Origin of the sequence: Pseudomonas weihenstephanensis (assembly GCF_016812185.1) — a bacterium.
Classification (GTDB): Bacteria; Pseudomonadota; Gammaproteobacteria; order Pseudomonadales; family Pseudomonadaceae; genus Aquipseudomonas; species Aquipseudomonas weihenstephanensis.
Genome location: NZ_JAAEBV010000003.1, coordinates 324,781 through 350,099 on the forward strand (window position 1 = coordinate 324,781; position 25,319 = coordinate 350,099).

The following is a 25,319-nucleotide window of genomic DNA, read 5'->3' on the forward strand; positions in this document are numbered from 1 at the left end:
CCTTCTCGTCGCTCACGGCACATCCAGTGCAGCAAACAATATCGATCCAATACATCTATCCCATCCTATGCACCCTCAAGCTATCGGGACGTTGAACGAGAGATTCGAAACCAGCAGCCTCAACTTTTTCAACAAGGCCACCGGTTTATAGGGACTGTAAAGGAGCGGTGTGCGCAAAAGCGTTCCCATGACGTTCCCATGAGTTTGTGCGCCAACCTGTGAATCTGCCGCCTGATAAGCCATGTGTGTTTTTTGGGGAGCGCCATCGGAAAAAGGTAAGAATGGTAAGTGCCTGGGTAAAACGTCTGGAACGCCCGGATTTAAAGGGCTACAGCCGATACGATGCAGGTAATATCTGAGTAACCTATAAGTAATCTAATTACTCTTTCATTAAGTGATTTTCTATTAGATCAAGGCCTTATAAATCAACTACTTACGATTAAATTACCTTACATATCACTCAAAATAACTTCTCTGTGTAATACGCCAAAGCCAACAAACACGGGGCCTCCAATACCGTATAGAGGCAATGGCTTAACGAATTACCTGTTTCCGTCGACGTCCCTGAGAGTTCGTGCCAAAAAGTCTTGAATACTCCCTCACAGCCGCTCCAAAAGACCTTTGCCATAAAAGCACTCTCCGTGCAGGGATTCGCAGGCTTTTCACACCACAGCAACCTCAAGCCAGACCACAGCCCAGCCCGCTGTCAGCCTGGTGCAGAAGTGCGGAAAAAAAGACCTATTTAGCCCGCAGGCGAGGTGGGGGGACGACGGCGCGCGCCGGGGTTGAAGCACGTCACTACCCAAATCCCTTCAACATAACAATCCAATAGCCTTCACCTGAGAGCCCTATAGCCTGTATGGGTGGCGCCAAAGTGCAACCGACTTCCTTCAGCACTTTAACGAGAAATGCTGTGCGCTCGTACTGGCAACCTCACAAGGTGCGTTTAGAGGTCTATTTATGACAGACCGAAAAAAACCGCCTCGATAGGCGGCTTGGTAATACTGAAACGCACAGGTCAAACGATAATCGTGTGAGGGTATGCGTGCATGGCGCTGTCGTGTGTTACCAGGCTGATACCTTCTGCAAGCGCTTGGGCCACCATGATGCGGTCAAATGGATCTCGGTGATGGTTCGGCAGATTACCTACAGTTAGCCCGTGATCAGAAGTGATCGGCAATTCAAGGTAGCCCGCATCTAACAGCACTTTGCGTAGCACAGCAGGAATAACGCCAGTGCGCTCGGCGCCTTTGACGGTCAGCTCCCAGATACTGGCTGCGCTGAAATAAAGGGTGTTGGCCTCATCGTCGATAAGCTGAGCCGCTGCCTTGGACAGTTTGTCGTCGCCGATAGCTGCCCAAATCAGGATATGCGTGTCGAGCAATAACCTCATGCCTTGCCCTCAAACAGATTCGCTATTTCAGCATCCAGAGCGTCCGATGCCTCGGAGTTGAATGTCACACCAGCGAGCATCCCGCGACGCTTGGGGGCGGTAATCGGAACCAGCTTGGCCACTGGCACGCCTGCCTTGGCGATGATGATGGTCTCCCCACCCGCTGCCGCATCAACAAGCTGCGAGAAGTGCGTTTTCGCTGCATGAATGTTGTGGGTCTGCATGCTGATATCCCCCAATGGTTGGTTAACATGGCTAGCTTAGCCCACATGATAGACTAAATAAAGGATGCTTTTGTGGCACCACCTAAATGCAGCCCTGCGCACGAAACGACTGTTTAGTCCACGGGCAAGGTGTGATCAATGGCGGACGCAAACGGAGTAGCGAACAATAACGTGACATAGCCTTTTGCCATCGTGTATAAAATATATCCATGTAGGCATACAAAAATGCAAGACAAGAGAAATAATTAATATTTCTCACCTATCTAGCTAACCAAATTATTAAGAAGACCTAATGAGCACAATAATAAAACTAAAATTAGTAAACTTTAAAAAATTCAAAAATTTCGAAATCCTTTTTGACGATAAATTAAATTTATTAATTGGGGATAACGAAGCAGGTAAAAGCTCAATACTTTTAGGATTAGATCTCGCAATTTCTGCAAGCAAAAGCAAAGTTGAAACCTTCGGACTGGAGGCTCTGTTTAACACAGAAGCAATACATATTTTCCTTGAAGGAGACAAAAAATACATCAACTTGCCAAAGCTTCAAATTGAAGTTTATCTAGCAGATCAACTTACACCAGACCTGAACGGCAAAAACAACTCAGACAAGATAGTTTGCGACGGCATACGGCTTATAATTGAGCCCATAGAAGAATTAAACAAAGAAATACAAGAAATACTTGACCAAGCTGACGCCAACTTTCCATTCGAATATTATTCGATTAGATTTTCTACATTTGCTGACTCCCCATACACCGGCTTCCGTCGCTACGTAAAACACCTGCTAATAGACAGCTCACTTATAAATAATGAATATGCGACTCGAGAATACATCCGAACAATCTATAACACGTCTACAGAATCTGTAGAGCGCAACAAATATCAAAATGAATACAGACGTCATAAATCCGCATTCAAAGACGGGATACTTTCAGACGTAAACAAAGGGCTCACTGACTATGAGTTCGCCATCAAGACCAACTCAAAATCCAATCTGGAAACTGATTTAACAATAACAGAAGACAATATCGCCATTGAGCAAAAAGGGAAAGGCAGGCAGTGCTTTATAAAAACTGAGTTTGCGCTTAAAAAAAACAATAGAACAAAAGAACTCGACGCCCTTTTCTTAGAAGAGCCTGAAAATCATCTAAGCCATTTGAATATGAGAAGACTCATTACAAAAATAAAAGATTCTGACCAAAAACAGCTTTTCATTGCAACTCACTCTAGCTTAGTAGCAACCAGGCTAGATCTTAGAAAAGCAATACTGCTCAACAGTGGCTTTACGGCCCCCCTGACGTTAAAAGACATCCCAAAAGATACAGCCAGTTTCTTTATGAAAGCACCGGATAACAACATTCTTGAGTTCATACTTTCAAAAAAAGTAATATTAGTCGAGGGTGACGCAGAATACATACTAATAGAGGACCTTTTTAAAACGATAGCCGGACTTACACCAGAAGAAGCAAACGTACATATTATTTCTGTAGGTGGCACCAGTTTCAAAAGATACTTAGACCTAGCAAAAATATTAAAAATACAAACAGCAGTCATCCGGGACAACGACAAGGACTACATAGCCAACTGCGTGAACTCTTATACAGATTACACGGACAAACACATTAAAATATTTAGCGATACCGACAAAAATAGAAGCACATTTGAAATATGCTTCTATCAAGACAACAAAGCCATTTGCGATGAGATATTTGGGGGAAGAAAGACTCTAACAGTGCAAGAATATATGTTAAAGAACAAGGCCGATGCAGCCTTCTCTTTACTTGATAATTGCGCAGGAAAACTAGAGTCACCTCAATACATCAAGGATGCAGTGCTATGGATAAAGTAGTATTATTCGCCGTTGCCGGCTCAGGAAAAACCTCTAAAATAATCAACGATCTTGACGTGACGGAGAAGTCTTTAATACTTACATACACCGAGAATAATACCACCAACTTAAAGAACAGAATACGCTTTAAATTTGGTCATATACCAGAAAACATCACCATACTTACGTACTTTACTTTTCTACATTCTTTTTGTTACAAACCATTCCTGTCTGACCTAATGAAAACAAAGGGGATAAACTTTAATCCTCCTCCAAGCATGACATTACGTTTCAAACGGACAGACCGCGCATTCTACGTAGATAAGCAGCAATACCTTTACCACAACAGAATCGCAAAACTATTAGAAGCAGCAAACGTTTTAGGCGATGTAAACAACAGACTTTCCAAATATTTCACTCGCCTTTACATCGATGAAATACAAGACTTTGGCGGCCATGACTTCACACTACTAACCAACATATTAAAAGCAGACTTAAAAATACTTTTAGTTGGGGATTTTTATCAATATACTTTTGATACCAGTAGAGATGGGAAAACTAATAGCTCACTACATGACGACTTCAAAAAATACAAAAAAACATTTGAAAATAATGGCGCAACAATCGACACAAATTCTCTTGAAAAGAGCCATCGCTGCAGCCCGTCCGTTTGTGATTTTATAACTAATCATTTGGGAATACACATAAGCTCCCATAGAAGCGACACAACAAAAGTTGAGTTCATTTCAGACAAAGAAGCCGTCAGAGAAATACTCAACAATCCCGACACAGTAAAATTATTCTACCAATCACATCAAAAGTACGACTGCAACTCAAATAACTGGGGAGCTACAAAAGGCGAAGACCATTATTTAGATGTATGCGTGGTCCTAAACCCAACAACTTTAAAGCTATTCGAGCAAGGAAAACTTAGTGATCTACCGTCAAAAACAAAAAACAAACTGTATGTAGCTTGCTCACGAGCCAAAGGGAATTTGTATTTCGTTCCTGAGTCACACGCAAAGCTGTCACACATGAAAAAGAATTGAATACAAAAATGCCCGTTACTAGTTCTGATAGTAACGGGCAAACAGTCATACTTACTCAAATCAAAACAACATCCCCAACGCCTCCGGTGCCCAATTCATAATCACCAACTCCCCACTGACATCTGCCATCCCCTGCCGCTGATTCGCAGTGCTGTAGCGAATATCCACCGTCTCAAAGTGAAACCCCTCAAACACCCGTCTGATATCCGGGTGGTCGTTGATACTGACCATGACCTTCCCTTTGCAGCGGCGCATGAAATCGGCCATACGTTCATAGTTTTCAAATGGAAAGTCCACTCCATAGCCAGCCGTCTGCCAATACGGCGGGTCCATGTAGTGGAAAGTATGTGGCCGGTCGTAGCGCTCAGCGCATTCAAGCCAGGGCAGGTTTTCCACGTAAGTGCCGGACATCCGCTGCCACGCTGCTGACAGGTTTTCTTCAATCCGCAGCAGGTTGATCGCTGGCCCAGTCGTGGCTGTACCAAACGACTGTCCACTGACCTTGCCGGCAAAGGCATGGTGCTGCAGATAGAAAAACCGGGCTGCCCGCTGAATATCCGTCAGGGTTTCAGGCCGGGTCATTTTCTGCCATTCGAATATCTGCCGTGAGCTGAGCGCCCATTTGAATTGGCGCACAAACTCTTCCAGGTGGTTCTGCACCACGCGGTAAAGCGTCACCAGATCGCCGTTGATATCATTGAGGACTTCAACAGGCGCAGCCTGAGGCCGCATGAAGTACAGCGCGGCTCCCCCGGCAAAGACTTCGACATAACATTCGTGCGGTGGGAACAGTGGAATCAGGCGGTCTGCCAAGCGGCGCTTACCGCCCATCCACGGGATTATTGGGGTGCTCATAAGTGATCCTTGTTTCAATAAGTGGATTCGCTTAGGCTTCGCACCCCCTGCGCAGTGGGGCGAGGCCTTGGTTGGAGCACTCGGCTAGATCGAGTGTTTCAGCGTCGAGCCCGGTGTTAGCGCACCGGATCGTCGCCTCGTTTACTGCGCGGGGGCTTTATTCGCCCCCGGCGATTTCATACGGTTTAAACCTCACGACCTCTTCCCCCAGCCAGTCATTCAACTGCGTCATGCGCGATTGAATCGGCTCCAGCTCGTTCGCCACGTAGATCTGCGCCGCCTCCCGAATCGAACCAAACCCACCAGCGTTCTGCGGCACGATGCCCATCAACTGCGGCGGTATGCGCAGGCTGGCGAGCACGTCATCACGGGTCTGGTTTTTGATTGAGCTGAATTCGTCTTTGGCCGCGACTTCACTGACTGGGATCAGTTGAATGCCGTCTTTTTTACCGTTTGGCGAGTACACGAAAAGGTTGCGAAAGTTACCCGGTCCTTTTGAATCCTTCAGCGCTTTGCGCAGAGCATCGACGTCTGATTCGTTCTGCGCCGGGTCGGTCATGTAGAGGATGAAACCGGCATGGCTGCCGTTTTCGTAGTACTTGCGGCGAAACAACGTCGCGGATTCGTTGAGCAACGCGGACTGTAAAGCGCTGATCCATTCCGGCAGTCCGTACACCTCCTGGTGCAGATCGGCTTCGCGCAGGTGGAAGATGCTGCCCGCGTCGAATTCGTGTTCTTCTTTCCAGCCCTGCACCAGAAAATAACGCCCGTCCTGCCCTGCCCGCATGTACTTGGCCAACGCCGGTTTAAGTTGAAAAGTCGAACCCAGCATCGAGCGGCGCGCTTCGATGTAGCCGTTGCCGAGACTGAGAAAATCCAACGCGAACTGTTCAAACGCGGCCCGCGACAGCAGTCGGTGCGGGATAAAGGTTTTGCTCAGCAGGTTGCGCTTGAAGGTCAGGCCCGAATGCAGATGTACGCTGGAACCCACCGAGCGCGACAGCCCGTCGAGCGACAACGGCGGTTCGTACCAGCGCCCGTTAAACCAGCATTCCAGATAATCAAACACCGCACGACCGCCTAGCACCGGGGTCGGATCGCCAAAACTGAAGGCCTGAATCGACTGATTCACTTTGCCGTCTGCCACGTGAGGTGCGGCGACCGATTGATCGTTCATTAAAAAATCTCCATCCGCCCGGTATTCGAGGCGGTTTGCCCCTCCAGCGGTTCGTTGTGCAATGCGTGAAAGAGCGCCCAGGCCAGATCGGCGTGGCCGGTGGTATCGTTGCGCCCTGCGGTGTAGGTGTATTGGCGACCGCCTGCGGTGACGGTTTTGCGGATGGCCATCAGCGACTGAGCCATGTCCGTCCAGCCGGCGTCGAACTCCAGCCGGCCGTTGTGGATCACGTCATAGGCTTTGAGCACCAAGCGGGTTTTGACTTCGGGCGAGTAGCTGAAGGTGGTGACATTGGGGAAGAACTGGCGCACCAGTTGCGCCACGCCGCTGCCCAAGCCGGTGACATCGATGCCGATGTAGGTCACCCAGTAGCGGTCGCAAACACTTTTGATAAACGCCGCCTGTGCTGCGAAGTCCATGCCCCGGAACTGGTGCCGTTCCAGTACACGGAATTTGCCACCCGGTACCAGCGGCGGTGCACACACCACCAGACCTGAACAGTCGCCGGTTTCGGCCGGGTCGTAACCGATCCACACCTGTCGGTCGCCGAACGGGCGTGAAGCAAACGGCTTGTAGTCTTCAGCCCACTCGACCCAGCTATCAACCATGCACGTCTGCAATAGCGCGAGCGGGAAAATGCTGGCCCCGTCGTCGATGAACTCGCACATCAGCAGGTTGGTGTAAGCCTCGGGGCTGTATTCGTGGCGTATCTCCTCAATATCGAACAGATCGCAACCTCCGCGCTCCGCGTCGAGGATAGTGACGATCTGCCGCCACAGTCGATCCTCACACCGGCGCCCGTGTTGCAGGCTGCCGTGGGAGGTATCGATTTTGATATGTTGCGCGGCGGGTAAACCCTTATTGAAGCGCTCGCCCGTCCAGAAGGTGTACGCCTCGTGGGCCATGCTCGATGGCGTGGAAAAGTAAGTTTTGCGCCACTTTTTGTGCAACGCCATGCCCGACGCGACTTTGTTTAGCTCTTCGAATTTGAACGTCCAGAAGAATTCATCGAAGTAGAAATTGCCGTGGTAGCCCTGAGCCGTTCGCGCGTTGGTGCCTAGAAAATGCAACTCGGCACCATTGGGCAACACAATCGGATCACCCGTCAGCTCGACCCCGCACACCTCGCGTACGAACGCCAAAATGTAGCCCCGGAACAGGTAAGCCTGGTTTTTCGAGGCCGAAAGGAAAATCTGATTACGCCCAGTGTCCAGGGCATCGATAAACGCCTCACGGGCAAAGTAGTACGTGGCGCCGATCTGGCGGCTTTTGAGGATCACACGTGTGCGTTGATTACCTGCCCGGTACCAGTCTTTCTGGTAGTCAAAACAGCCATCGATAAACGCCTCGCGCAGCAACTCGATCTGGTCTTCGTTGATCTCGTTTTTGACCGCTTTTTTCTTCGGCTCGCTGTTGCGCTTGGCCAGGTTCGGGTTGAGGTCAGTCTCAGTGCCGCCGTCCTGATAGCGCACAATCCGCGCCTGCCGCTCCAGTTGGCGGTGCAGCAGATCAATTTCCTTGAAGTCGCCGCTGGTCTTGCCCTCTTTGAGGATCAACTGCACCAGGCGCGCTTCCAGTGCGCCGCCGATGCGCTCGACGTTGTCCGCCCGATCCCACTCGTCGCGGGTCTTCCAGCTGTGTAGCGTTTTCTCTTTTTCGCCCGTAGCCTCGGCGATCTCACAGATGCGCCAACCCATCCAATACAGAAATTTGGATTGGCGGCGCGCATCCATCGGTAACAAAGCGGTCGTAGTCATGGCCGCGATGCTGCCGTCCGCGCCCGTTACTCAATAGCTGCCCCCCTTGTAACCTCCAGCCCTACAAGGGCGCCTCGTTGCCGCAACACGCGCGCGTCCCGACCATGCCCCTCATTGCAACGCGTCTTTTCCGAGAGGAACGCGCCCCACGCATCGAGGATCTACGGCATGAAAAAATTTCGCAGCAAATGGTTCCGGGTCGCCGTTGAAGGCGCGACCACCGACGGGCGCCGCATCGAAGGCGACTGGATCGACCAGATGGCCAACAGTTACGACCGCAGCAAATACGGTGCCCGCGTGTGGATGGAACATATTCGCGGCACGCTGCCGGACTCCCCTTTCCGCGCGTACGGCGACATCCTCGCGGTCAAGGCTGACGACGTCGAAATCAACGGTAAGAAAGTGCGGGCACTGTTTGCCCAGATCGAGCCGACCGACGATTTGGTCAGCATGGTCAACAAACTGAAGCAGAAGATTTTCACCAGCATCGAAGTGCGCGAGAAATTTGCCGACACCGGCAAGGCTTATCTGATGGGCCTCGGCGTCACTGACACCCCGGCCAGCCTTGGCACGGAAATGCTGGCCTTCTCGGCACAGCATCCAGATGCCAGCCCGCTCAAATCGCGTAAACAATCGCCAGACAACCTGTTCACCGTGGCCGAAGAAACCGAGTTGGTGTTTGAGGAATACGAAGAGAAACCCGGCATCGGCGCCCAACTGTTCAGCAAGGTTCAAGACCTGCTCAAACGCAAAGAAGCCAGGGACGACAGTGAGTTCGGTGCGATTGGCCAAGCCGTCGAGGCCATTGCTGAGCACGGCAAAAGCCTGGAAGAACAGTTCTCAGCCGCCCAGACCAGTAACAGCGAACTGCGCACCCAAGTGCAGCAACTCAGCGCGGACTTGAACACGTTGAAAACCGCTCTTGGCAACACTCAGGATCACTCCCAACTCTCTCGCCCCCCGGTGACCGGTGGAGGCAGCCAGGCACTGGCTGAATTCTGACCTGACGGCCCACACCTGCACGCCCACGACCGGAGACACCCATGCGTAACGACACACGAAAACTCTTTACTGGCTACCTCAGCCAAGTGGCCAAACTCAACGGCGTCGAGTCTGCCAACGCCACGTTCAATGTAGACCCGAGTATCCAGCAAAAACTGGAAACCAAGATTCAGGAATCCAGCGAATTTCTCGGCAAGATCAACATCATCGGGGTCGATGAGCAGGAAGGCGAAAAGGTCGGTCTGGGCGTTGGCAGCACCATTGCCGGCCGCACTAACACCAACGTCAAAGCCCGCGAGCCACGCAGCATCGGCGCCTTGTCGAGCGACAAGTACAAAGCCGAAAAAACCGACTTCGACACCTTTGTCACTTATCGCCAGCTCGATGCCTGGGCCAAGTTCCCGGACTTCCAGACACGTCTGTCGAGCGCCATTGCCCAACGCCAAGCCCTGGACCGGATTCAAATCGGTTTCTACGGCATCAAGGCTGCCGAGCAAACTGACCGCGTCGAAAACCCGCTGCTGGAAGACGTCAACATCGGCTGGCTTGAGCAGTACCGCCTGCACGCCCCAGACCGCGTACTCAAAGAAGGTGCCGAGAAAGGCAAAATTCGCATCGGTAAAAACGGTGATTTCAAAAACATCGACGCCCTGGTGTATGACGCCATCCAGTTGCTCGACCCGTGGTATCGCCGCAATCCGGGCCTTGTGGTGCTGACCGGCCGCGAACTGGTACACGACAAATTCCTGGCCCTGGTCAACAAAGATCAGGACGCCACCAACACCCTGGCCAGCGACCTGATCATCTCGCAACGTCGCGTCGGCGGACTGCCACTGTACGAGGTGCCTTACATGCCCGAAGGCGCCGTGCTGATCACCACCTTCGCCAACCTGTCGGTTTACTGGCAGCTCATGGCCCGCCGTCGCTACCTGAAAGAAGAACCTGAGTGGAACCGCATCAGCAACTACGAGTCGTCGAACGACGCTTACGTGGTCGAGGACTACGGCCTTGGGTGCCTGCTGGAGAACATCACCCCGGTCGATGCGGTTGAACCTGATCCGGTCAGCGAGGGTTAACTCATGGCGCTCAGCCTTGCTCAAGCCCACCAACGCCGCGCCCGCGCGGCGATGGAGTCCGCTAAAACCGCGCCCATGCAGTCAATGGCGGGCGCGACGGCGTACGAGCATCAGCTCAACCAACTGCTTCAGGATCGGCTGCGCCTGAAGTCAATCCAGTCCAACGAAGGCAAGGCCGCGCTGAAGCTCCAACTGCTGCCCGAATACATCCCTTACGTCGAAGGCGTGTTTGAAGCCGGCAACGGCGCGCAAGACGAAGTCATGACCACCGTCATGGTCTGGCGGATCGATGCCGGCGATTACAAAGGCGCACTGGATGTGGCGGCCTATGTGCTCAAACACAAACTGGTGATGCCGGACCGTTTCGAGCGCACAACCGGCTGTTTAGTGGCCGAGGAAATCGCCTCAGCCGCGCTCAAAGCGCAAAAGGCCGGCGACGACAGCTTCGACATTGGCGTGCTGTATCGCACCCTCGAAATGACCGAAGACCAGGACATGCCCGATCAGGCTCGCGCCAAGCTCTATCTGGCTGCCGGACGCGCCACGCTGGTCGGCCTTAATGCTGAGACACGCGGGCAAGCGGGTCAGATGGAAGCAGGCATTGACCTGCTCAAACGAGCGATTGAGCTGCACGACGGATGCGGCGGCAAAAAAGACCTGGATGGCGCCGAACGCCTTCTGAAAAAACACACTGTTTCAGCTGAATAAGCTTCCACGGTTAACCGAGCGTCCCCACGCACCCCGCCGGCTCGGGGTTGAACAGGCAGTGTCTTTAGCGCTGCCCTGTAACACCCCGACCACCGGCGACCTATTTAGAGCTTACGCATGAGCGGATTCGTAGCCAGCGGCAGCACGCCCAGCGGCCATATCAACACCGACCCTTTCTGGCCGTCCATCGATCTGGATGTGCTGCGCGGCACCTTGCGCGTCGATGCCAGTGTCACCCCGGCTCGCCTGGAAACTGCGTGCATCTCGGCTGCCATCAACCTCAACCGCGAGCTGAAGGCATGGCGCGCCATCCAGCAAGCAGCGGGCTACAACGAACTGGCCCAAGTCCCTGCCGAGCAGGTGCAGGACGTTTCTGCACTGGTCCACCTCTATCGTCGCGCTATTGAGGCCGGGACAGGCGCCGAAGTCTGTGAACGCTATCGCTCCTACGACAGCACCAACAGCGGCAATAAAAACGCCGAAGAACTCACCCCGAATATCGACGACTACCGTCGCGATCTGCGCTGGGCAGTGCGTGATTTTCTTGGCATCAATCGCAGCACTGTGGAGTTGATCTGATGACGACCTCGGTGCGCGCCCAACAAAACGACACGGTTGACGCCTTGTGTTGGCGCCATTACGGCCGTACGGCGAGCGTGACCGAGGCCGTATTAGAAGCCAACCCCGGTCTGGCCGAACACGGCCCGTTTCTGCCACATGGCACCCCCGTGAGCATGCCCGATGCCCAACCCGCCGCGCCTCAGCGGCAAGTGGTGAACCTATGGGACTGAACCGCAGAAAAACCTTGAACCCACGACCCCTGGACACTGGAAAACATCACATGCCTGAACGTCCCGACACTTGGGCCTGGCTGGCCACTTGGCTCGAACAGAACTGGCCAACCCTGTATGCCGGGGTTTTAGCCCTGGTCATTGCCGGCCTGCGGGTGATGTACGGCGGCGGCACGCTGCGCCGCGTATTGATCGAGGCACCGTTGTGCGGCGCCTTGGCCCTCACTGCCAGCCACGGGCTGGCCCTGATCGGTGTGCCCATCACCACCGCCCCGTTCTTTGGGGGCGTGATCGGTTTGCTGGGCGTAGAGGGCACCCGCGCGGCGGCCAAAAAGTTTTTCATCCGTAAGGCAGAACAGTCATGACCACCCTGCGCCACGGCGACCGCTCGCAAGCGGTGCGCATCCTGCAAACCAACCTCAACAGTAACGGGGCCAATCTCAACGCCGACGGCCATTACGGCGACCTGACCGAAGCCGCCGTGCGTGCTTATCAGTTGAAAGCCGGACTGGTGGCCGATGGTATTGCTGGCACTAAAACCCTCGCGAGCCTGTCTGGGGGCGATTGTCAGCAGTTGCTGAAAAACCATGACCTGGTCAACGCAGCCCAACGCCTCGACGTGCCACTGGCCAGTGTTTACGCGGTCAATGAAGTGGAATCCAACGGCAAAGGTTTTCTCGACAACGGCAAGCCAGTGATTCTGTTTGAGCGGCATATCATGTATCGCCAGTTAGCCACCCCTCGTCACGAGGGGGATAACCCGGCCCAACTCAAACAGCACGCCGACGAACTGGCAGCCCTAAACCCGGCCATCGTCAACCCCAAGCCCGGTGGTTATGCCGGGGGCAGCGCCGAACACCAACGCTTGACTCATGCGCGCCTGATCGACGACAACGCGGCCCTTGAGTCCGCCTCCTGGGGTACGTTCCAGATCATGGGCTTTCACTGGCAGCGCTTGGGCTATGCCAGCGTTCAAGCGTTTGTTGCGGCCATGAGTGCCAGCGAGTCGCAGCAGTTCGACGCATTCGTGCGTTTTATCGAGACCGACCCAGCGCTGCACAAAGCCCTCAAAGCGCGTAAATGGGCCGAGTTCGCCAAGCTCTACAACGGCCCGGATTACCAGCGCAATTTGTACGACATCAAACTGCAACGGGCCTTTGAGCGGCATGCGGACTGCGGTTGTGGTCAGGAGGTGGCGGCATGATCGATCTCGACGAAGTCCGCGCCCTGCGCGTACAGGACGGCGACCTGCTTGTGGTGCCACACAACACCGAAATCGAAGGCATGCAGCAGTTGGTCACGGCGCTGCGCCATATTCAGCCCGACGCCAAAGTCATCGTCATACGGGGTCCAGTCGAACACCTTGACATCGACGCTATGAACCAACTGGGCTGGTACCGCGCATGAGCGCCCTGCGCCAAGCACTGTATGGGCTTGCCCTGCTTGGCGCCTTGGCGCTGTTTATCTGGGGTCAGCAGCAACGCATCAGCGTTGCACGGCAAGCGACGGAACTGGCGCAACACGATGCGAAAGCAGCACGCGAAGACGCCGCCCGCAATTTGACCACCGCCACCACCCTGAACCGCACGCTGAACCTGGAGCGTCAGGCACAAAGCCAACTGCGTGGCCTGCACGACCAACTGCGCCAAGGCGTGGCCCAGCGCGAGCTTCAGATAGAGGGACTGAAACGTGAAAACACTGCATTGCGCGATTGGGCTGCCCAGCCTTTGCCTGACGTTGCTCGCCGGTTGCGTGAGCGCCCCGCCCTCACCGGCGCCGACGCTTATCGTCAGTGGCTGTCCGGCCGTAGTGCCATGCCAACTGCCAGCGACCGGCCCAAACCATAACGGAGACTTGCTCACCGATCAGGAGCGCACCGAAGCCGCGTGGGCCGAGTGCGCTGCGCAGGTCGATATGATTTTTCAACAGCAGCAGGTCACGCCATGAACAAACCCGACAGCCTGCGCGCTCACCTGCTCGCCACCATTGCCGAACTCAAGCACAACCCCGACCGGATGCTGATCTTTATCGACAATGGCAAAGTACGCTGCACCGCTGCCGCGAGCCTGTCCTTTGAATACAGCTTCGACCTGCAAATCATCCTCACTGACTACGCTGGGCATCCCGACAGCGTCATGCTGCCGCTGCTGGGCTGGCTCAGCGTCAACCAGTCCGAACTGCTGGAAAACCTCGACAGGTCGGCCGAAGGCATCAAGTTTGAGGCGGACGTGCTGGATAACAGCAAGGTCGATCTGAGCATTCGACTGCCGCTGACTGAGCGCGTGGTCGTTGGCCAGGATGCGGACGGTAACACCACCGTCAAACACCCCGGCGAACCGCAGCGAGTCGCCAACTATCTCGACCCCGCATGGCGCCCTGGCAGCCTGGGCCTCGACGGCGAATGGATGATTCAAAGTGGCCAATGACCTGGAAGCGCTGGAAGACTGGGCCGGTGTGTTACTCAACAAACTGGAACCCGCTGCCCGCAGCAAACTAGCGCGGTCATTGGCGCAGAAACTACGCCGTAGCCAACAACAGCGGGTTAAACAGCAGCGTAACCCTGATGGCAGTGCCTACGCGGCGCGAAAGCCACGTGATCTGAAAGGTAAGAAAGGACGGATCAAGCGTCAGGCGATAATGTTCCAAAAACTACCAAAGGCCAGTTATCTAAAGGCCAAAGGCGATGGGCAGTCGATCACTGTGGGATTCACCGGACGAGTGGCGCGAATTGCGCGGGTGCATCAGTACGGGTTGAAAGACCGTGCCGAGGCTAGTGCCCCGAAGGTCAGGTATGAGCAGCGAGAGTTACTGGGACTAACAGACATTGATCATGAGCTGATCAAAGACGAACTTTCAAACTATCTGTCAATACTTCACAAGTAAGATTTAGAACTCATTCATTAGGAAAAGCTGGGAGGCATTCCATTTGGAAAAATACGTATGGAATAGTCACCATCCATTTTTGGGGACTTACCTAAAATAACAAAAGATCCAGTTCCCTCATCAAACTTATAATCCTGATATTCCTCTTTCAATCCAAGATGATGCGTTTCTGCTTTAAGCACTCCCTTCTCATAAATATTAATTTCTCCATCTTGCATACCATTCCTAACCATCATTACTGTGCAATTTTCAACTTCAACCCCACGCTTTTTAGACGTATAGGTAACCCGAGCACAGAATAAAAAATTACCACCCGCAATAATTTTAAAATTTTCAGTACCTCGCCATACCTGACCAAAATCATAAACTTCTAAATTCCCTGTCACTGCTAAATTCCTTAGATTAGTTGAGCTTTATGGTCAGCTTAGCCTCCCACCAGTATTAAAATCTGAAAAAACTTTAATGTAAAGCACACTTATACAACCCGCTGAAGCTGCGTCCAAACCCTCATAGCGCCACCATCGGCGCCATGAACGATCTCCCCGCCCTCGCCCGTATGCTCGAAAACCTCATCCGCTTCGGCACCATCGCCGAAGTCCAAATGAAACCACCCCGTGTGCGCGTGATAACCGGTGACCTTCTTACTGGCTGGCTGCCGTGGATCACGATACGGGCTGGGGCCGATGTGGACTGGGACCCGCCCACTGTCGATGAGCAGGTCATCATTTTCAGCCCATCCGGGCAGCTCGCCAACGGCATGGCCCTGACCGGCATCTACAGCACCGCGCACCCGGCCAACGGCGACTGTGAGGGCTTGCACCGCCGCACCTACCGCGACGGCACGGTGATCGAGTACGACAGCGTCGCCCACCATTTAAATGCGGTGTTGGCCGACGGCGGTACGACCAATCTGGTCAGTTCGGGCGGCATCACCATTGTCGGACCGATCACGCACCAGGGCGATTACACCCAAACCGGCAATCAAACCATAACCGGCACAGTCACCGTATCCGTCGATGTGCTGGCCGCAGGCATCAGCTTGGTCAAACACACCCACGGCGGCGTGTTGCCGGGCGGTTCGCAAACGGGAGTGCCGCAATGAACCGCGATACCGGCGCCCCGATCAGCACAGTCGAGCATATCGGCCAATCCATCAGCGACATCTTGACCACCCGCCTCGGCACCCGAGTGATGCGCCGCGAATACGGCAGTTTGCTGCCCGAGCTGGTGGACCAACCGTTCAACGACGCCACGCGCTTGCGTGTGTATGCCGCCAGTGTGATGGCGATCATGCGTTGGGAGCCACGGGTCAGCGTCACACGCGTGCAACTGCATGGTGCAACGCTGCAAGGCCAGGTGGTGATTGATATTGAAGGCCGCATCCTCGACCGTAATCAGGCTCTGAGTATGAGCCTGCCTTTACAGCTGGGGGGTGCTGCATGAACACCTTCGCTGCCATCGACCTCAGCCTGTTGCCCACGCCGCAGATCGTGCAGCAGATCGACTACGAGCACATCCTCGCCGAGCGTAAAGCGTATGCCATCAGTCTGTGGCCGGTGGAGCAGCAGGCGGAAATCGCCGCCCGATTGAATCTGGAGTCCGAACCGCTGACCAAGCTGCTGGAAGAGAATGCCTACCGCGAAACCCTCTGGCGGCAACGGGTGAATGAAGCGGCGGTGGCGAACATGCTGTCGCTGGCCACCAACAATGACCTGGACAACCTAGCGGCCAATTTCAACGTCAAGCGGCTGGTGATTCAGGAAGGCAAGCCCAACGCGAACCCGCCTGCCGCCCGTGTAATGGAGAGCGACGACAGCCTGCGCGAGCGAGCGCAGATGGCGTGGGAAGGTTTGAGCACCGCAGGCCCGCGTAATAGCTACATCATTCACGCCCGTGCCGCCGATGGTCAGGTGGGCGACGCCACCGCTGAAAGCCCCACGCCCGCCGCCGTGGTGGTGACGGTGCAAGCGTTGCTCGGGGACGGCACGGCGAGCGCCGCGTTGCTGGCAACTGTGCTGGCATATCTCAGTGATGATGACCGACGCCCAGTGGCGGATCGCCTGACAGTGCAAACCGCACAGGTCATCCGCTACCAAGTCAATGCCACGCTGTACCTAACCACCAGCGGCCCCGAGTCTGAACCGATCCTTGTCGTCGCAGAAAAACGCCTGATGGCGTACGTGCATCAGCGCCGTCGTTTGGGCATGGAAGTGTCCGAGTCAGCCGTCCACGCCGCGCTGCATGTGGAAGGCGTGCGCAGGGTCGCGCTGGATAACTGGCATGACATTCGCGCCACGCCGTATCAAGCGCCTTTTTGCACCTCGGTTGCGCTCACGCTGGGCGTTGAGCCGTGACCAGCCCGTCGTTGCTGCCACGTAATGCCAGCGACCTGGAGCGTCAGGCAGCGCAGGCGTTAACACAGATCCAGCGGGTGCCGGTGCCATTGCGTCAGCTGTGGAACCCCGACACCTGCCCCGCCGAGTTGCTGCCGTATCTGGCGTGGTCGTTGTCGGTCGACCGCTGGGACAGCAAATGGCTGGAAAGCACCAAGCGCGCGGCAATACGCGCGTCGTACGTCATCCACTCGCGCAAGGGCACCATTGGCGCGCTGCGGCGCGTGGTGGAGCCACTGGGCTACTTGATCGAAATTGTCGAGTGGTGGCAAACCGTGCCCGAGGGCGTACCCGGCACTTTCGCGCTCAAGGTCGGTGTGCTCGACACCGGCATCACCGAGGAGATGTATCAGGAACTCACCTTCCTGATCGACGACGCCAAACCCGTCAGCCGTCACTTGACCGGTCTGGCCATCAGCCTTGAAAGCACCGGACTCATCAACGTATTTGCCGCGCTCTACGAGGGCGATGAAATCGACGTTTACCCCCCGGCACCGCGTGACATCGAGGTCATGGGGCACTTTGGCCCCGCTGGCCGCGAACACCACATCGAAACCCTGGACGTTTACTTATGATTGATCAAAACAGCCAGTTCATGGCGATCCTCACGGCCATCGGGGAAGCCAAGCAAGCCAACGCCGATGCCCTCGGCATCCCCTGGACGTTCTCAAAAATGGGCGTGGGCGATGCCAATGGCACCGACCCGATCCCTAACCGTTTGCAGACCCGGCTCATCAACGAGCGAAACCGTGCCCCGTTGAATCAGGTCAAGGTCGATCCGAAAAACACCAACGTGGTGATCGCCGAACAGGTAATCCCGGAAAACGTCGGCGGTTGGTGGATACGGGAAATCGGTCTGTACGACGCTGACGGTGATCTGGTGGCCGTGGCCAACTGCGCACCGAGCTTCAAGCCGTTGCTGGCTCAAGGCAGCGGCAAGACCCAAGTGGTGCGGATGAACTTCATCGTCACCAGTGCGGCCAACGTCACGCTGAAAATCGATCCAAGCGTGGTGCTTGCGACCCGGCAGTACGTGGACGACCGTATCATTGAAGTGCTGCCGGCAACGCGCCCTGCGGGTATTTATCAGCAGGTGCGGATCAACGAGCGCGGCGTAGTGGTCGAAGGGTTTAACCCGAGCACACTGGCCGGTAACGGCATCAAAGATGCGTACACCAAGGTCGAAGTGGACGCGGCGGTGCAGGCAGCGATTGCGGGGGTCATCAGCGGCGCACCGGGCGCACTGGACACGCTCAAGGAACTGGCTGATGCCCTGGGCGGCGACCCGAACTTTGCCAACACCATCATCAACGCACTGGCCGACAAAGCGCCAAAAGCCACAACACTGGCCGGTTACAACATCACTGACGGCGTGCCCATCCGTAACCCTTTAGGGGGCGACAGCCTGGATATCCACGGCGGCTCGTTCGCGTTTCTGTCCGCCAACCAAGAGTCCTCGGTCTGCCAAAACTGTTGGTGGGATGGCACCCGCTGGTTACGCCACGACACCTCACGGCCTGCGGTGTGCATGGCGCTTGAGCGTGGGGCGGTCGTGGTGCGCAAGGCCCCTGAGGGCGCAAATCCTATTGCCTGGAAAACCAGTCAGGTGATTGATACCAGCAACCTGACCTTCGCCGCGTTGCTCAACAAGCCGAATACCGTCGCCGGCTACAACATCACGGACGTTTTTACCAAACTGGAAACAGCGACCGCGATACAAACCGCCATTGCCGGCGTTGTCAGTGGTGCCCCAGGTGCGCTGGACACGCTCAAAGAGTTGGCGGACGCCTTGGGCGGTGATCCCAACTTTGCCAACACCATCATCAACGCACTGGCCGGTAAGGCACCTAAAGCCACGACGCTGGCGGGCTACAACATCACTGACGGCGTCCCTATTCGCAACCCATTGGGAGGCGGCAGCCTAGATCTGCACGGCGGGCAATTTGCGTTTGTCACGGCGTTTTCAGAATCTTCGGTCGGGCAAAACTGCTACTGGGATGGCACCAGTTGGCTCCGCCATGACACCTCGGCCGCAGCGGCGTGTATCTCGGTCGCCGCTGGACGCGTGATTATCCGTAAAGCTGCTGCGGGAGCGAACCCCATCGTGTGGGGATCAGCACCGGAGCTGCTCGACACATCCATGTCAGCGTCTGTCGCCGAAGCCGAGTCAGGGAGCAATATCGCGCGCTGGATGAACCCGTTTGCCGTGGCGCGCTATGTGGCTAAAAAAGTGGTGCAAGCCACTGAGTACGTCGCCGGCATTGCCGGGATTGCGTCGATCAACCAAGTCAATGCGGGGACAGATGATGAAACCATCGTCACCCCGAAAAAACTCAAATGGGGGTTTTCATTCAGCCCGACCCAAAACGGCTACTTTTGTTTTCCCAGTTGGCTGGGCGGTTTTTTGCTGCAATGGGGTTATGTCTATGAGTCCCAAGGAGCTACCGATTACCGGGGGTTTAACGTGCCGTTTCCCAGCGCCTGCTTTGGCATGGTCATGAGCATAGAGGCCGCTACGCAAGGCGGGCACGGCAGTGGTTACGGCTTCGTTACGCAGATCATCGACCGCACGAAGTTCATCTGGTCGGTGGGCGGCAGCCTGTCGGGCGGCGGTTATGGGTTTTACTTGGCATGGGGGAGCTGAACATGGTGAATCGTTATTACCTGGACGTGGCCGAAGACGGCCGGATCGTGGGCCGCTTCGATGCGGTGATCAATAGCAAGGACATCCCGGCGCACGCAAAGCTGGTCACGCGTAAAGTCTTTGAGCAAACACTGGCCAGGCAACCTGGGACGGCCTATTTGCCCCCCACGGGTAAGGTCGAATTTCGCTCCATCGACGTTCTCAGCACTGAAGAGCGGGCTGCCCTCAATGAGCGTATGTGGCGTGATTCAGAAGTCGAATCGATCAAGTGGCTGCGTGAGCGGCATCGCGATGAAATGGATCTGGCACTTGATCCCACGCTGAACGCTGATCAGTTCAAAAGCGTGTTGACCTACCTGCAAGCCTTGCGTGATTGGCCGCAATCACCCGGTTTTCCAGCCCCCGAACAGCGACCTGCTGCCCCGGACTGGATCACCGCCCAAACCCAATAACCAGAACCTGAGCGTCGAAACCCTGTAGCCCTTCACCCTACAAGCCCAGCTCCTCGCCCAACCGCCACGCGCGCGGCAGCCTGTGCAGTGTCAATCCACTGCGCAGGCACCACCCATGTCCGATTATCTCCACGGCGTGCGGGTCATCGAACTCAACGACGGCACCCGCCCCATTCGCACTATCCCCACCGCTGTCATCGGCATGGTTTGCACAGCCGAAGACGCGGACGCGGCGTTCTTTCCTTTGGACACGCCGGTACTCATCACCAACGTGCAAACCGCTATCGTCAAAGCCGGGGTCAAAGGCACCCTCGCCGCCAGCTTGCAGGCCATCGCTGACCAGACCAAGCCCTACACCATCGTTGTGCGGGTCAAGGAAGGCGCCGACGAAGCCGAAACCACAAGCGCGCTGATCGGCACCACCACAGCCGACGGCAAATACACCGGCATGAAAGCCCTGCTCGCAGCCAAGGCACGCTTGGGCATGGTGCCACGCATTCTCGGCGTGCCGGGGCTGGACAGCCTACCGGTGGCCACCGCACTGGCGAGCATTGCCCAGCAGCTACGTGCTTTCGCCTACGTCAGCGCTTGGGACTGCAAAACCAAAGAGGAAGTGGTTGCCTACCGCGAGAACTTCGGCGCCCGCGAAGTGATGGTGATCTGGCCGGACTTCCTGAACTTCGATATCAGCACCAGCAAAACCGCCGTCGCGTCAGCCGTCGCCCGCGCCCTGGGTTTACGCGCCAAGATCGATCAGGAAATTGGCTGGCACAAAACCCTCTCCAACGTTCCCGTCAACGGCGTGACCGGCATCAGTGCTGACGTATTCTGGGATCTACAAAACCCGGCCACCGATGCCAACTACCTCAACAGCAACGATGTCACCACGCTGATCAACGAAGGCGGCTATCGCTTCTGGGGGAGTCGCACCAGTTCCGATGACCCGTTGTTCGCCTTTGAAAACTACACCCGCACCGCGCAAATCCTCGCCGACACCATCGCCGAAGGCGTCATGTGGGCGGTAGACAAGCCGATGCACGCTTCACTGGTGCGCGACATTGTTGAAGGGATCAACGCCAAGTTCCGCGAACTGATCTCGCAAGGGTATTTGATCGGCGGCAGTTGCTGGTTCCCGGACGACATCAACGAAAAAGACACGCTTAAGGCCGGCAAGCTCTACCTCGACTACGACTACACCCCGGTGCCGCCTCTGGAAGACCTGACCCTGCGCCAACGCATCACCGACCGTTACCTGATCGACTTCGCCAGCAAGATCAACCGTTAAACCGGGCCTCCCCGCAAGGGGAGCCAACCCCGCGCCTGCTCACCGGAGAACCGCGTCATGGCCTTACCTCGCAAGCTCAAAAACATAAACCTGTTCAACGACGGCAACAGTTACCTCGGTGTGACCAAGTCCGTCACCTTGCCGCCCCTGGCCCGCAAGATGGAAGGCTATCGCGGCGGCGGCATGAACGGCGCGGTCAAGGCCGACCTGGGCATGTCCGACGACGGCATCCAGTTTGACTGGAAAACCGGTGGCCTTGATCTGATCTCACTCAAACAGTTCGGCGCCGTCAATGCGTCCGCCGTCGCCCTGCGTTTTTCCGGCCCGTTCCAGCAAGACGACACAGGCGAAATCAGCACCGTAGAAATCGTCGTGCGCGGTCGTCACGAGTCCATCGAAATGGGCGATGCCAAACCCGGCGAGGACACTGAGCACAGCATCAAAACCACCTGCACTTACTACAAGCTGACCGTCGATAACGAGGAAATCATCGAAATCGACCTGCTCAACTTTATCGAAAAGGTCAACGGCGTGGACATGCTGGAAAAACAACGTAGCGCCTTGGGCATTTGATCCGAGTTCCGTCACCCATCCTCGTTAACGTCATCACCTGGAGCCACACATGAACACCTCTGACACCGCTGAAACCCTGCCCGCTGCCGACGACAACTGCGTCACCCTTGACCAGCCGATCAAACGCGGAAACACCGAAATTGCCAACATCACCCTGCGTAAACCTTCGTCAGGTGAGCTGCGCGGCGTATTGCTGATCGACCTGCTGAACATGGACGTGTCGAGCCTGATCAAAGTGATTCCGCGCATCAGCAACCCCGGCATCACCGCCCCTGAAGCCGCAGGCATGGACCCGGCCGACCTATTGGCCATCGGCAGCAAGATCGCCAGTTTTTTGTTGCAGAAGTCGGCGAAGGCGGATGTGTACCTCGTTGCGTAGAAGACGCTATGGCTGATCTGGCTGTGGTTTTTCACTGGGCACCGACTGATATGGATCAGTTGGGCCTGCAAGAACTGATGGACTGGCGCGAGCGCGCAAGGGTGCGGAGTTTCACTGATGGCGAATGATTTAAGACTTAGGGTACTGCTTACCGCCATCGACAAGGCCACCGCGCCGCTACGCAGCATTCAGGGGCAATCTGTCAAAGCGGCGCAAGCGCTCAAAGCCGCTCGCGACAGCCTCAAAGGCTTAGGCGACGCGCAGAAGCAAGTGGGCGAATTCCGCCAGCTCAAACAGGGGTTAGCCAACACCAGCGCCGAGTTGGTGGCTGCCCGCAACAAAGCCCGCGAGTTGGGCCGGCAAATGGCCTCAACCACCACACCGACCCGCGCCATGCAGCGTGAATTTGACAAAGCCAGACGCTCGCTGCAGCAATTAAAGCAGCAAGAAATCAGTCAAAACCAACAGCTCAATCAACTACGCCAACGCCTCAAAGCCACCGGTGTCGATACACGTAATTTGAGCGAGCATGAACGTCGGCTCAAACAGCAGATGGCCGATGCGAACCGTCAGATAGACACCCAGCGCAAACGGTTAGAAGCCCTGACCAAACAGCAGCAGCGTATGACCCGAGCAGGAAAAACCTATCAAAAGGGTCAACAACTGGCGGGCACCTCCGCCGCTCAAGGTGCCGCCAGCATGGGTGTGGCCTATGGCATCGGTCGCGGGCTGTATGCACCTTTGAAGGAAGGCAAGCACTTCGCGCTGGAAGAACAACGGGTGGCCGCGCTGGGCCTCGGCAAAGAGGACACCAGCAAGGCGATCAACTTCGCCAAACAAATGAAAACCTATGGCACCAGTGTCACTGAAAACCTGACGTTGGTTCGCGATGCCATGACCGTATTTGCGGATGAACACGAAGCGGAAATGGTTTCCCCTACGCTGGCCAAGATGAAATTCGCCAACCACGCGATGTTCGGCGAAGAGCAAGGCGCGGACAACGAACGCAAGTTCATGGACATGCTCAAAGTCATCGAAATGCGTGGCGGGCTGGCCAGCAAAGAGGCATTCATCAGCCAGGCCGACATTGTGCAGCGCATCCTCACCGCCACCGGTGGCCGGGTCGGTCCGAACGAATGGCTCAACGTGATCAAGACCGGCGGCGTTGCGGCCAAAGGTATCAAGGACGAAGCCTTCTACTACCAGATGGAGCCTCTGGTGCAGGAAATGGGCGGCCATCGCGTCGGTACCGCGATGATGAGCGCTTACTCCAACATCTATCAGGGCAAAACCACCAAGCGCGCGGCCAATAACATGGAGCAACTCGGCTTGGTCGACCCTAAGAAGGTTAAACATGATAAGGCGGGGCAGATCGCCTTTCTCGATGTGGGCGCGATCAAGGGCAGCGAGCTGTTCCGCGAGAACCAATTCGAATGGATGGAGAAAATCCTGTTACCGCAGCTGGCTGCCAAGGGCATCACCGATAAGAACAAGGTGCTGGACACCATCGGCAGTATTTTTTCCAACCGCACCGCCTCTAACCTGTTTGCACAGATGTATTTGCAACGCCATCAGATCCACAAAAACGCCAGGCTCAACGAGGGTGCTGATGGCATTGATCAGTTGTACGTCAAAGCCGTCGATAGCACCCAGGGCAATGAGCTGGAACTGCTCGCACAAAAGGCCAACGCCTATCGCGAGATGAGCGACGCCATCCTTCCAACCTATGTAGCTGCGTTAAAACAAATCACCGTCGTTATCAAAGAACTCACGGCCTGGATGAAGGAAAACCCGGCCGCAGCAGCCGCTGTATTGAAAACGGTGATGGTCGTAGGCGTTATGGCCGCTACATTTGGCGCATTGGCACTGACCCTTGCCAGCTTGATCGGCCCATTTGTAGTACTGCGCTATGGCATGACGATGTTTGGGATAAAGGGCGGCGGCATCTTTAAATTGTTCCGCAATCTTTTCCCAATAATTACCGGTTTAGCCCGAAATGCCTTGCCGATGCTGGCCCAAGGTTTACGTATCCTGGTCAGCTTAATGGGCGGAGCCTTGATCACCGCATTGCGCTCGGTAGGCATTGCACTGTGGGCACTGGCTGCCAACCCGATTGTGCTGGCCATTGGTGTGATCATCGCGCTGCTCGCCGGCGGCGCCTACCTGATCTACAAAAATTGGGATGCGGTTAAAGGCTACTTCGACAGTTCCTGGAAAGAAATCAAAGCGGGATTTGACGGCGGCATTGGCGGCATCCTGACGGTGCTGGCCAACTTCAGCCCTATCGGGCTGATCTACCAGGCCTTTGCCGGTGTACTGAGCTATTTGGGAATCGATCTACCCAACCGTTTTACCGAGTTCGGCAGCATGATCGTCAACGGTCTGATCAACGGGCTTTATGCAGGCTTGAGCAAGGTCAAAGACGCCATCAACAACATCGGCGACTCGACCATTGGCTGGTTCAAGGAAAAGCTCGATATCCATAGCCCCTCGCGGGTGTTCGCGCAGTTGGGCAGCTTCACGATGGCGGGCCTGACGCAAGGTCTGGTCGAGGGTGGCAAAGGCCCACTGAACGCCATCAGCCAGCTCGGCAAACAACTAGCGGCAACCGGTGTACTCGCCCTCGGCACACTCAGCACCCCGGCGCTGGCCGTTGATATGCGTCCACCGATCACCCCGCCCGCGCCGACCACCTACGACAGCAACGACCACTACGAAATCAACATCCATCCCACGCCCAACATGGATGCCCAAGCCATCGCCCGAGCCGTGCGCGCCGAACTGAGCCGCATCAAGAGCGAAAAAGCTGTGCGCATGCGCAGCAAGCTGGGTGATCTGGAGTAATCG

The 25,319-nt window shown here is 55.6% G+C and carries 31 protein-coding genes; 25 read left to right on the forward strand and 6 right to left on the reverse strand.

Annotated elements, in window-relative coordinates:
* Positions 1 to 1,018: 1,018 nt before the first annotated feature.
* Together GYN01_RS12330 and GYN01_RS12335 are read right to left on the reverse strand one after the other, a co-directional pair.
* The gene (locus tag GYN01_RS12330; protein WP_203307206.1) at positions 1,019 to 1,393 is read right to left on the reverse strand and encodes a type II toxin-antitoxin system VapC family toxin; all 375 of its coding nucleotides are present in this window, start codon (positions 1,391 to 1,393) and stop codon (positions 1,019 to 1,021) included.
* On the reverse strand, positions 1,390 to 1,617 hold the full coding sequence (locus GYN01_RS12335) for a type II toxin-antitoxin system Phd/YefM family antitoxin (protein WP_203307207.1): 228 nt from the start codon (positions 1,615 to 1,617) through the stop codon (positions 1,390 to 1,392). Before GYN01_RS12335 ends, GYN01_RS12330 begins: the two co-directional genes overlap by 4 nt.
* A gap of 292 nt (positions 1,618 to 1,909) precedes the next feature.
* On the opposite strand from GYN01_RS12335, the gene GYN01_RS12340 reads away from it, so the two are divergent.
* Positions 1,910 to 3,469: an ATP-dependent nuclease gene (locus GYN01_RS12340; RefSeq protein ID WP_203307208.1), complete on the forward strand. Its 1,560-nt coding sequence runs from the start codon at positions 1,910 to 1,912 to the stop codon at positions 3,467 to 3,469.
* Positions 3,457 to 4,497, forward strand: a complete 1,041-nt coding sequence (locus GYN01_RS12345; RefSeq protein ID WP_203307209.1) for an AAA family ATPase — start codon at positions 3,457 to 3,459, stop codon at positions 4,495 to 4,497. Before GYN01_RS12340 ends, GYN01_RS12345 begins: the two co-directional genes overlap by 13 nt.
* 60 nt (positions 4,498 to 4,557) lie before the next feature.
* On the opposite strand, the gene GYN01_RS12350 is transcribed toward GYN01_RS12345, so the two are convergent.
* From GYN01_RS12350 to GYN01_RS12360, 3 genes are all read right to left on the reverse strand, one after another.
* Entirely contained in the window at positions 4,558 to 5,352 is a 795-nt protein-coding gene (locus GYN01_RS12350; protein ID WP_203307210.1) for a DNA adenine methylase, read from the reverse strand.
* 157 nt (positions 5,353 to 5,509) lie between these two features.
* A complete protein-coding gene (locus tag GYN01_RS12355) occupies positions 5,510 to 6,529 on the reverse strand; it encodes a phage portal protein (protein ID WP_094992990.1) in 1,020 nt (339 codons plus the stop codon).
* Complete coding sequence (locus GYN01_RS12360) at positions 6,529 to 8,286, reverse strand: terminase ATPase subunit family protein (RefSeq protein WP_203307211.1); 1,758 nt, start codon at positions 8,284 to 8,286, stop codon at positions 6,529 to 6,531. Before GYN01_RS12360 ends, GYN01_RS12355 begins: the two co-directional genes overlap by 1 nt.
* A gap of 168 nt (positions 8,287 to 8,454) precedes the next feature.
* On the opposite strand from GYN01_RS12360, the gene GYN01_RS12365 reads away from it, so the two are divergent.
* From GYN01_RS12365 to GYN01_RS12415, 12 genes are all read left to right on the forward strand, one after another.
* The gene (locus GYN01_RS12365; protein WP_203307212.1) at positions 8,455 to 9,288 is read left to right on the forward strand and encodes a GPO family capsid scaffolding protein; all 834 of its coding nucleotides are present in this window, start codon (positions 8,455 to 8,457) and stop codon (positions 9,286 to 9,288) included.
* A 41-nt stretch (positions 9,289 to 9,329) separates the two neighbouring features.
* Positions 9,330 to 10,364 carry a phage major capsid protein, P2 family gene (locus GYN01_RS12370; protein WP_203307213.1) on the forward strand — a complete coding sequence of 345 codons (1,035 nt, stop codon included), beginning with the start codon at positions 9,330 to 9,332 and terminating at the stop codon, positions 10,362 to 10,364.
* Between the two features lie 3 nt (positions 10,365 to 10,367).
* On the forward strand, positions 10,368 to 11,072 hold the full coding sequence (gene gpM / locus GYN01_RS12375) for a phage terminase small subunit (RefSeq protein ID WP_203307214.1): 705 nt from the start codon (positions 10,368 to 10,370) through the stop codon (positions 11,070 to 11,072).
* Positions 11,073 to 11,189: 117 nt separating this feature from the next.
* Positions 11,190 to 11,651: a head completion/stabilization protein gene (locus GYN01_RS12380; RefSeq protein WP_203307215.1), complete on the forward strand. Its 462-nt coding sequence runs from the start codon at positions 11,190 to 11,192 to the stop codon at positions 11,649 to 11,651.
* Positions 11,651 to 11,863, forward strand: coding sequence for a tail protein X (locus GYN01_RS12385; RefSeq protein WP_203307216.1), 213 nt, complete (start codon positions 11,651 to 11,653; stop codon positions 11,861 to 11,863). Before GYN01_RS12380 ends, GYN01_RS12385 begins: the two co-directional genes overlap by 1 nt.
* 50 nt (positions 11,864 to 11,913) lie before the next feature.
* Positions 11,914 to 12,228 carry a phage holin, lambda family gene (locus GYN01_RS12390; protein ID WP_169964835.1) on the forward strand — a complete coding sequence of 105 codons (315 nt, stop codon included), beginning with the start codon at positions 11,914 to 11,916 and terminating at the stop codon, positions 12,226 to 12,228.
* The gene (locus GYN01_RS12395) at positions 12,225 to 13,067 is read left to right on the forward strand and encodes an N-acetylmuramidase domain-containing protein (protein WP_203307217.1); all 843 of its coding nucleotides are present in this window, start codon (positions 12,225 to 12,227) and stop codon (positions 13,065 to 13,067) included. The genes GYN01_RS12390 and GYN01_RS12395 overlap by 4 nt, the downstream gene beginning before the upstream one ends.
* On the forward strand, positions 13,064 to 13,270 hold the full coding sequence (locus GYN01_RS12400; RefSeq protein ID WP_169892405.1) for a hypothetical protein: 207 nt from the start codon (positions 13,064 to 13,066) through the stop codon (positions 13,268 to 13,270). The genes GYN01_RS12395 and GYN01_RS12400 overlap by 4 nt, the downstream gene beginning before the upstream one ends.
* The gene (gene lysB, locus GYN01_RS12405; RefSeq protein ID WP_203307218.1) at positions 13,267 to 13,710 is read left to right on the forward strand and encodes an Rz-like lysis system protein LysB; all 444 of its coding nucleotides are present in this window, start codon (positions 13,267 to 13,269) and stop codon (positions 13,708 to 13,710) included. Before GYN01_RS12400 ends, lysB begins: the two co-directional genes overlap by 4 nt.
* Positions 13,616 to 13,810 carry an Rz1-like lysis system protein LysC gene (gene lysC / locus GYN01_RS22275; protein ID WP_249275336.1) on the forward strand — a complete coding sequence of 65 codons (195 nt, stop codon included), beginning with the start codon at positions 13,616 to 13,618 and terminating at the stop codon, positions 13,808 to 13,810. The genes lysB and lysC overlap by 95 nt, the downstream gene beginning before the upstream one ends.
* Positions 13,807 to 14,289 carry a phage tail protein gene (locus tag GYN01_RS12410; RefSeq protein ID WP_203307219.1) on the forward strand — a complete coding sequence of 161 codons (483 nt, stop codon included), beginning with the start codon at positions 13,807 to 13,809 and terminating at the stop codon, positions 14,287 to 14,289. The genes lysC and GYN01_RS12410 overlap by 4 nt, the downstream gene beginning before the upstream one ends.
* Entirely contained in the window at positions 14,279 to 14,746 is a 468-nt protein-coding gene (locus GYN01_RS12415) for a phage virion morphogenesis protein (protein WP_203307220.1), read from the forward strand. The genes GYN01_RS12410 and GYN01_RS12415 overlap by 11 nt, the downstream gene beginning before the upstream one ends.
* Positions 14,747 to 14,763: 17 nt before the next feature.
* Here GYN01_RS12415 and GYN01_RS12420 read toward each other — a convergent pair whose 3' ends face one another.
* On the reverse strand, positions 14,764 to 15,132 hold the full coding sequence (locus GYN01_RS12420; RefSeq protein ID WP_203307221.1) for a hypothetical protein: 369 nt from the start codon (positions 15,130 to 15,132) through the stop codon (positions 14,764 to 14,766).
* 143 nt (positions 15,133 to 15,275) lie between these two features.
* On the opposite strand from GYN01_RS12420, the gene GYN01_RS12425 reads away from it, so the two are divergent.
* From GYN01_RS12425 to GYN01_RS12475, 11 genes are all read left to right on the forward strand, one after another.
* Positions 15,276 to 15,848 (forward strand): phage baseplate assembly protein V, encoded by a 573-nt coding sequence (locus tag GYN01_RS12425; protein ID WP_203307222.1) that lies wholly within the window; start codon positions 15,276 to 15,278, stop codon positions 15,846 to 15,848.
* Positions 15,845 to 16,189, forward strand: a complete 345-nt coding sequence (locus tag GYN01_RS12430) for a GPW/gp25 family protein (protein WP_203307223.1) — start codon at positions 15,845 to 15,847, stop codon at positions 16,187 to 16,189. Before GYN01_RS12425 ends, GYN01_RS12430 begins: the two co-directional genes overlap by 4 nt.
* A complete protein-coding gene (locus tag GYN01_RS12435) occupies positions 16,186 to 17,100 on the forward strand; it encodes a baseplate J/gp47 family protein (protein ID WP_203307224.1) in 915 nt (304 codons plus the stop codon). Before GYN01_RS12430 ends, GYN01_RS12435 begins: the two co-directional genes overlap by 4 nt.
* A complete protein-coding gene (locus tag GYN01_RS12440) occupies positions 17,097 to 17,714 on the forward strand; it encodes a phage tail protein I (RefSeq protein ID WP_169964815.1) in 618 nt (205 codons plus the stop codon). The genes GYN01_RS12435 and GYN01_RS12440 overlap by 4 nt, the downstream gene beginning before the upstream one ends.
* Positions 17,711 to 19,783, forward strand: a complete 2,073-nt coding sequence (locus tag GYN01_RS22575) for a phage tail protein (protein ID WP_338053161.1) — start codon at positions 17,711 to 17,713, stop codon at positions 19,781 to 19,783. Before GYN01_RS12440 ends, GYN01_RS22575 begins: the two co-directional genes overlap by 4 nt.
* Positions 19,784 to 19,785: 2 nt before the next feature.
* Positions 19,786 to 20,235 carry a tail fiber assembly protein gene (locus GYN01_RS22280; protein ID WP_238936232.1) on the forward strand — a complete coding sequence of 150 codons (450 nt, stop codon included), beginning with the start codon at positions 19,786 to 19,788 and terminating at the stop codon, positions 20,233 to 20,235.
* Positions 20,236 to 20,350: 115 nt separating this feature from the next.
* On the forward strand, positions 20,351 to 21,520 hold the full coding sequence (locus GYN01_RS12455; protein ID WP_203307225.1) for a phage tail sheath protein: 1,170 nt from the start codon (positions 20,351 to 20,353) through the stop codon (positions 21,518 to 21,520).
* A gap of 57 nt (positions 21,521 to 21,577) precedes the next feature.
* Complete coding sequence (locus GYN01_RS12460; protein WP_203307226.1) at positions 21,578 to 22,093, forward strand: phage major tail tube protein; 516 nt, start codon at positions 21,578 to 21,580, stop codon at positions 22,091 to 22,093.
* Between the two features lie 49 nt (positions 22,094 to 22,142).
* The gene (locus GYN01_RS12465) at positions 22,143 to 22,472 is read left to right on the forward strand and encodes a phage tail assembly protein (RefSeq protein WP_203307227.1); all 330 of its coding nucleotides are present in this window, start codon (positions 22,143 to 22,145) and stop codon (positions 22,470 to 22,472) included.
* Positions 22,473 to 22,480: 8 nt separating this feature from the next.
* Complete coding sequence (locus tag GYN01_RS12470) at positions 22,481 to 22,600, forward strand: GpE family phage tail protein (protein WP_203307228.1); 120 nt, start codon at positions 22,481 to 22,483, stop codon at positions 22,598 to 22,600.
* Positions 22,590 to 25,316 carry a phage tail tape measure protein gene (locus tag GYN01_RS12475; protein WP_203307229.1) on the forward strand — a complete coding sequence of 909 codons (2,727 nt, stop codon included), beginning with the start codon at positions 22,590 to 22,592 and terminating at the stop codon, positions 25,314 to 25,316. The genes GYN01_RS12470 and GYN01_RS12475 overlap by 11 nt, the downstream gene beginning before the upstream one ends.
* The last annotated feature ends 3 nt before the right edge of the window (positions 25,317 to 25,319 follow it).

Coding starts and splice junctions, on each gene's coding strand:
- GYN01_RS12330 (WP_203307206.1), bottom strand. CDS start 1,393: ATGAGGTTATTGCTCGACACGCATATCCTGATTTGGGCAGCTATCGGC.
- GYN01_RS12395 (WP_203307217.1), top strand. CDS start 12,225: ATGACCACCCTGCGCCACGGCGACCGCTCGCAAGCGGTGCGCATCCTG.
- GYN01_RS12340 (WP_203307208.1), top strand. CDS start 1,910: ATGAGCACAATAATAAAACTAAAATTAGTAAACTTTAAAAAATTCAAA.
- GYN01_RS12365 (WP_203307212.1), top strand. CDS start 8,455: ATGAAAAAATTTCGCAGCAAATGGTTCCGGGTCGCCGTTGAAGGCGCG.
- GYN01_RS12380 (WP_203307215.1), top strand. CDS start 11,190: ATGAGCGGATTCGTAGCCAGCGGCAGCACGCCCAGCGGCCATATCAAC.
- GYN01_RS12345 (WP_203307209.1), top strand. CDS start 3,457: ATGGATAAAGTAGTATTATTCGCCGTTGCCGGCTCAGGAAAAACCTCT.
- GYN01_RS12470 (WP_203307228.1), top strand. CDS start 22,481: ATGGCTGATCTGGCTGTGGTTTTTCACTGGGCACCGACTGATATGGAT.
- GYN01_RS12370 (WP_203307213.1), top strand. CDS start 9,330: ATGCGTAACGACACACGAAAACTCTTTACTGGCTACCTCAGCCAAGTG.
- GYN01_RS12425 (WP_203307222.1), top strand. CDS start 15,276: ATGAACGATCTCCCCGCCCTCGCCCGTATGCTCGAAAACCTCATCCGC.
- GYN01_RS12400 (WP_169892405.1), top strand. CDS start 13,064: ATGATCGATCTCGACGAAGTCCGCGCCCTGCGCGTACAGGACGGCGAC.
- GYN01_RS12455 (WP_203307225.1), top strand. CDS start 20,351: ATGTCCGATTATCTCCACGGCGTGCGGGTCATCGAACTCAACGACGGC.
- lysB (WP_203307218.1), top strand. CDS start 13,267: ATGAGCGCCCTGCGCCAAGCACTGTATGGGCTTGCCCTGCTTGGCGCC.
- GYN01_RS12410 (WP_203307219.1), top strand. CDS start 13,807: ATGAACAAACCCGACAGCCTGCGCGCTCACCTGCTCGCCACCATTGCC.
- GYN01_RS12435 (WP_203307224.1), top strand. CDS start 16,186: ATGAACACCTTCGCTGCCATCGACCTCAGCCTGTTGCCCACGCCGCAG.
- GYN01_RS12465 (WP_203307227.1), top strand. CDS start 22,143: ATGAACACCTCTGACACCGCTGAAACCCTGCCCGCTGCCGACGACAAC.
- GYN01_RS12385 (WP_203307216.1), top strand. CDS start 11,651: ATGACGACCTCGGTGCGCGCCCAACAAAACGACACGGTTGACGCCTTG.
- GYN01_RS12335 (WP_203307207.1), bottom strand. CDS start 1,617: ATGCAGACCCACAACATTCATGCAGCGAAAACGCACTTCTCGCAGCTT.
- GYN01_RS12475 (WP_203307229.1), top strand. CDS start 22,590: ATGGCGAATGATTTAAGACTTAGGGTACTGCTTACCGCCATCGACAAG.
- GYN01_RS12350 (WP_203307210.1), bottom strand. CDS start 5,352: ATGAGCACCCCAATAATCCCGTGGATGGGCGGTAAGCGCCGCTTGGCA.
- gpM (WP_203307214.1), top strand. CDS start 10,368: ATGGCGCTCAGCCTTGCTCAAGCCCACCAACGCCGCGCCCGCGCGGCG.
- GYN01_RS12460 (WP_203307226.1), top strand. CDS start 21,578: ATGGCCTTACCTCGCAAGCTCAAAAACATAAACCTGTTCAACGACGGC.
- GYN01_RS22280 (WP_238936232.1), top strand. CDS start 19,786: ATGGTGAATCGTTATTACCTGGACGTGGCCGAAGACGGCCGGATCGTG.
- GYN01_RS12390 (WP_169964835.1), top strand. CDS start 11,914: ATGCCTGAACGTCCCGACACTTGGGCCTGGCTGGCCACTTGGCTCGAA.
- GYN01_RS12360 (WP_203307211.1), bottom strand. CDS start 8,286: ATGACTACGACCGCTTTGTTACCGATGGATGCGCGCCGCCAATCCAAA.
- GYN01_RS22575 (WP_338053161.1), top strand. CDS start 17,711: ATGATTGATCAAAACAGCCAGTTCATGGCGATCCTCACGGCCATCGGG.
- GYN01_RS12430 (WP_203307223.1), top strand. CDS start 15,845: ATGAACCGCGATACCGGCGCCCCGATCAGCACAGTCGAGCATATCGGC.
- GYN01_RS12355 (WP_094992990.1), bottom strand. CDS start 6,529: ATGAACGATCAATCGGTCGCCGCACCTCACGTGGCAGACGGCAAAGTG.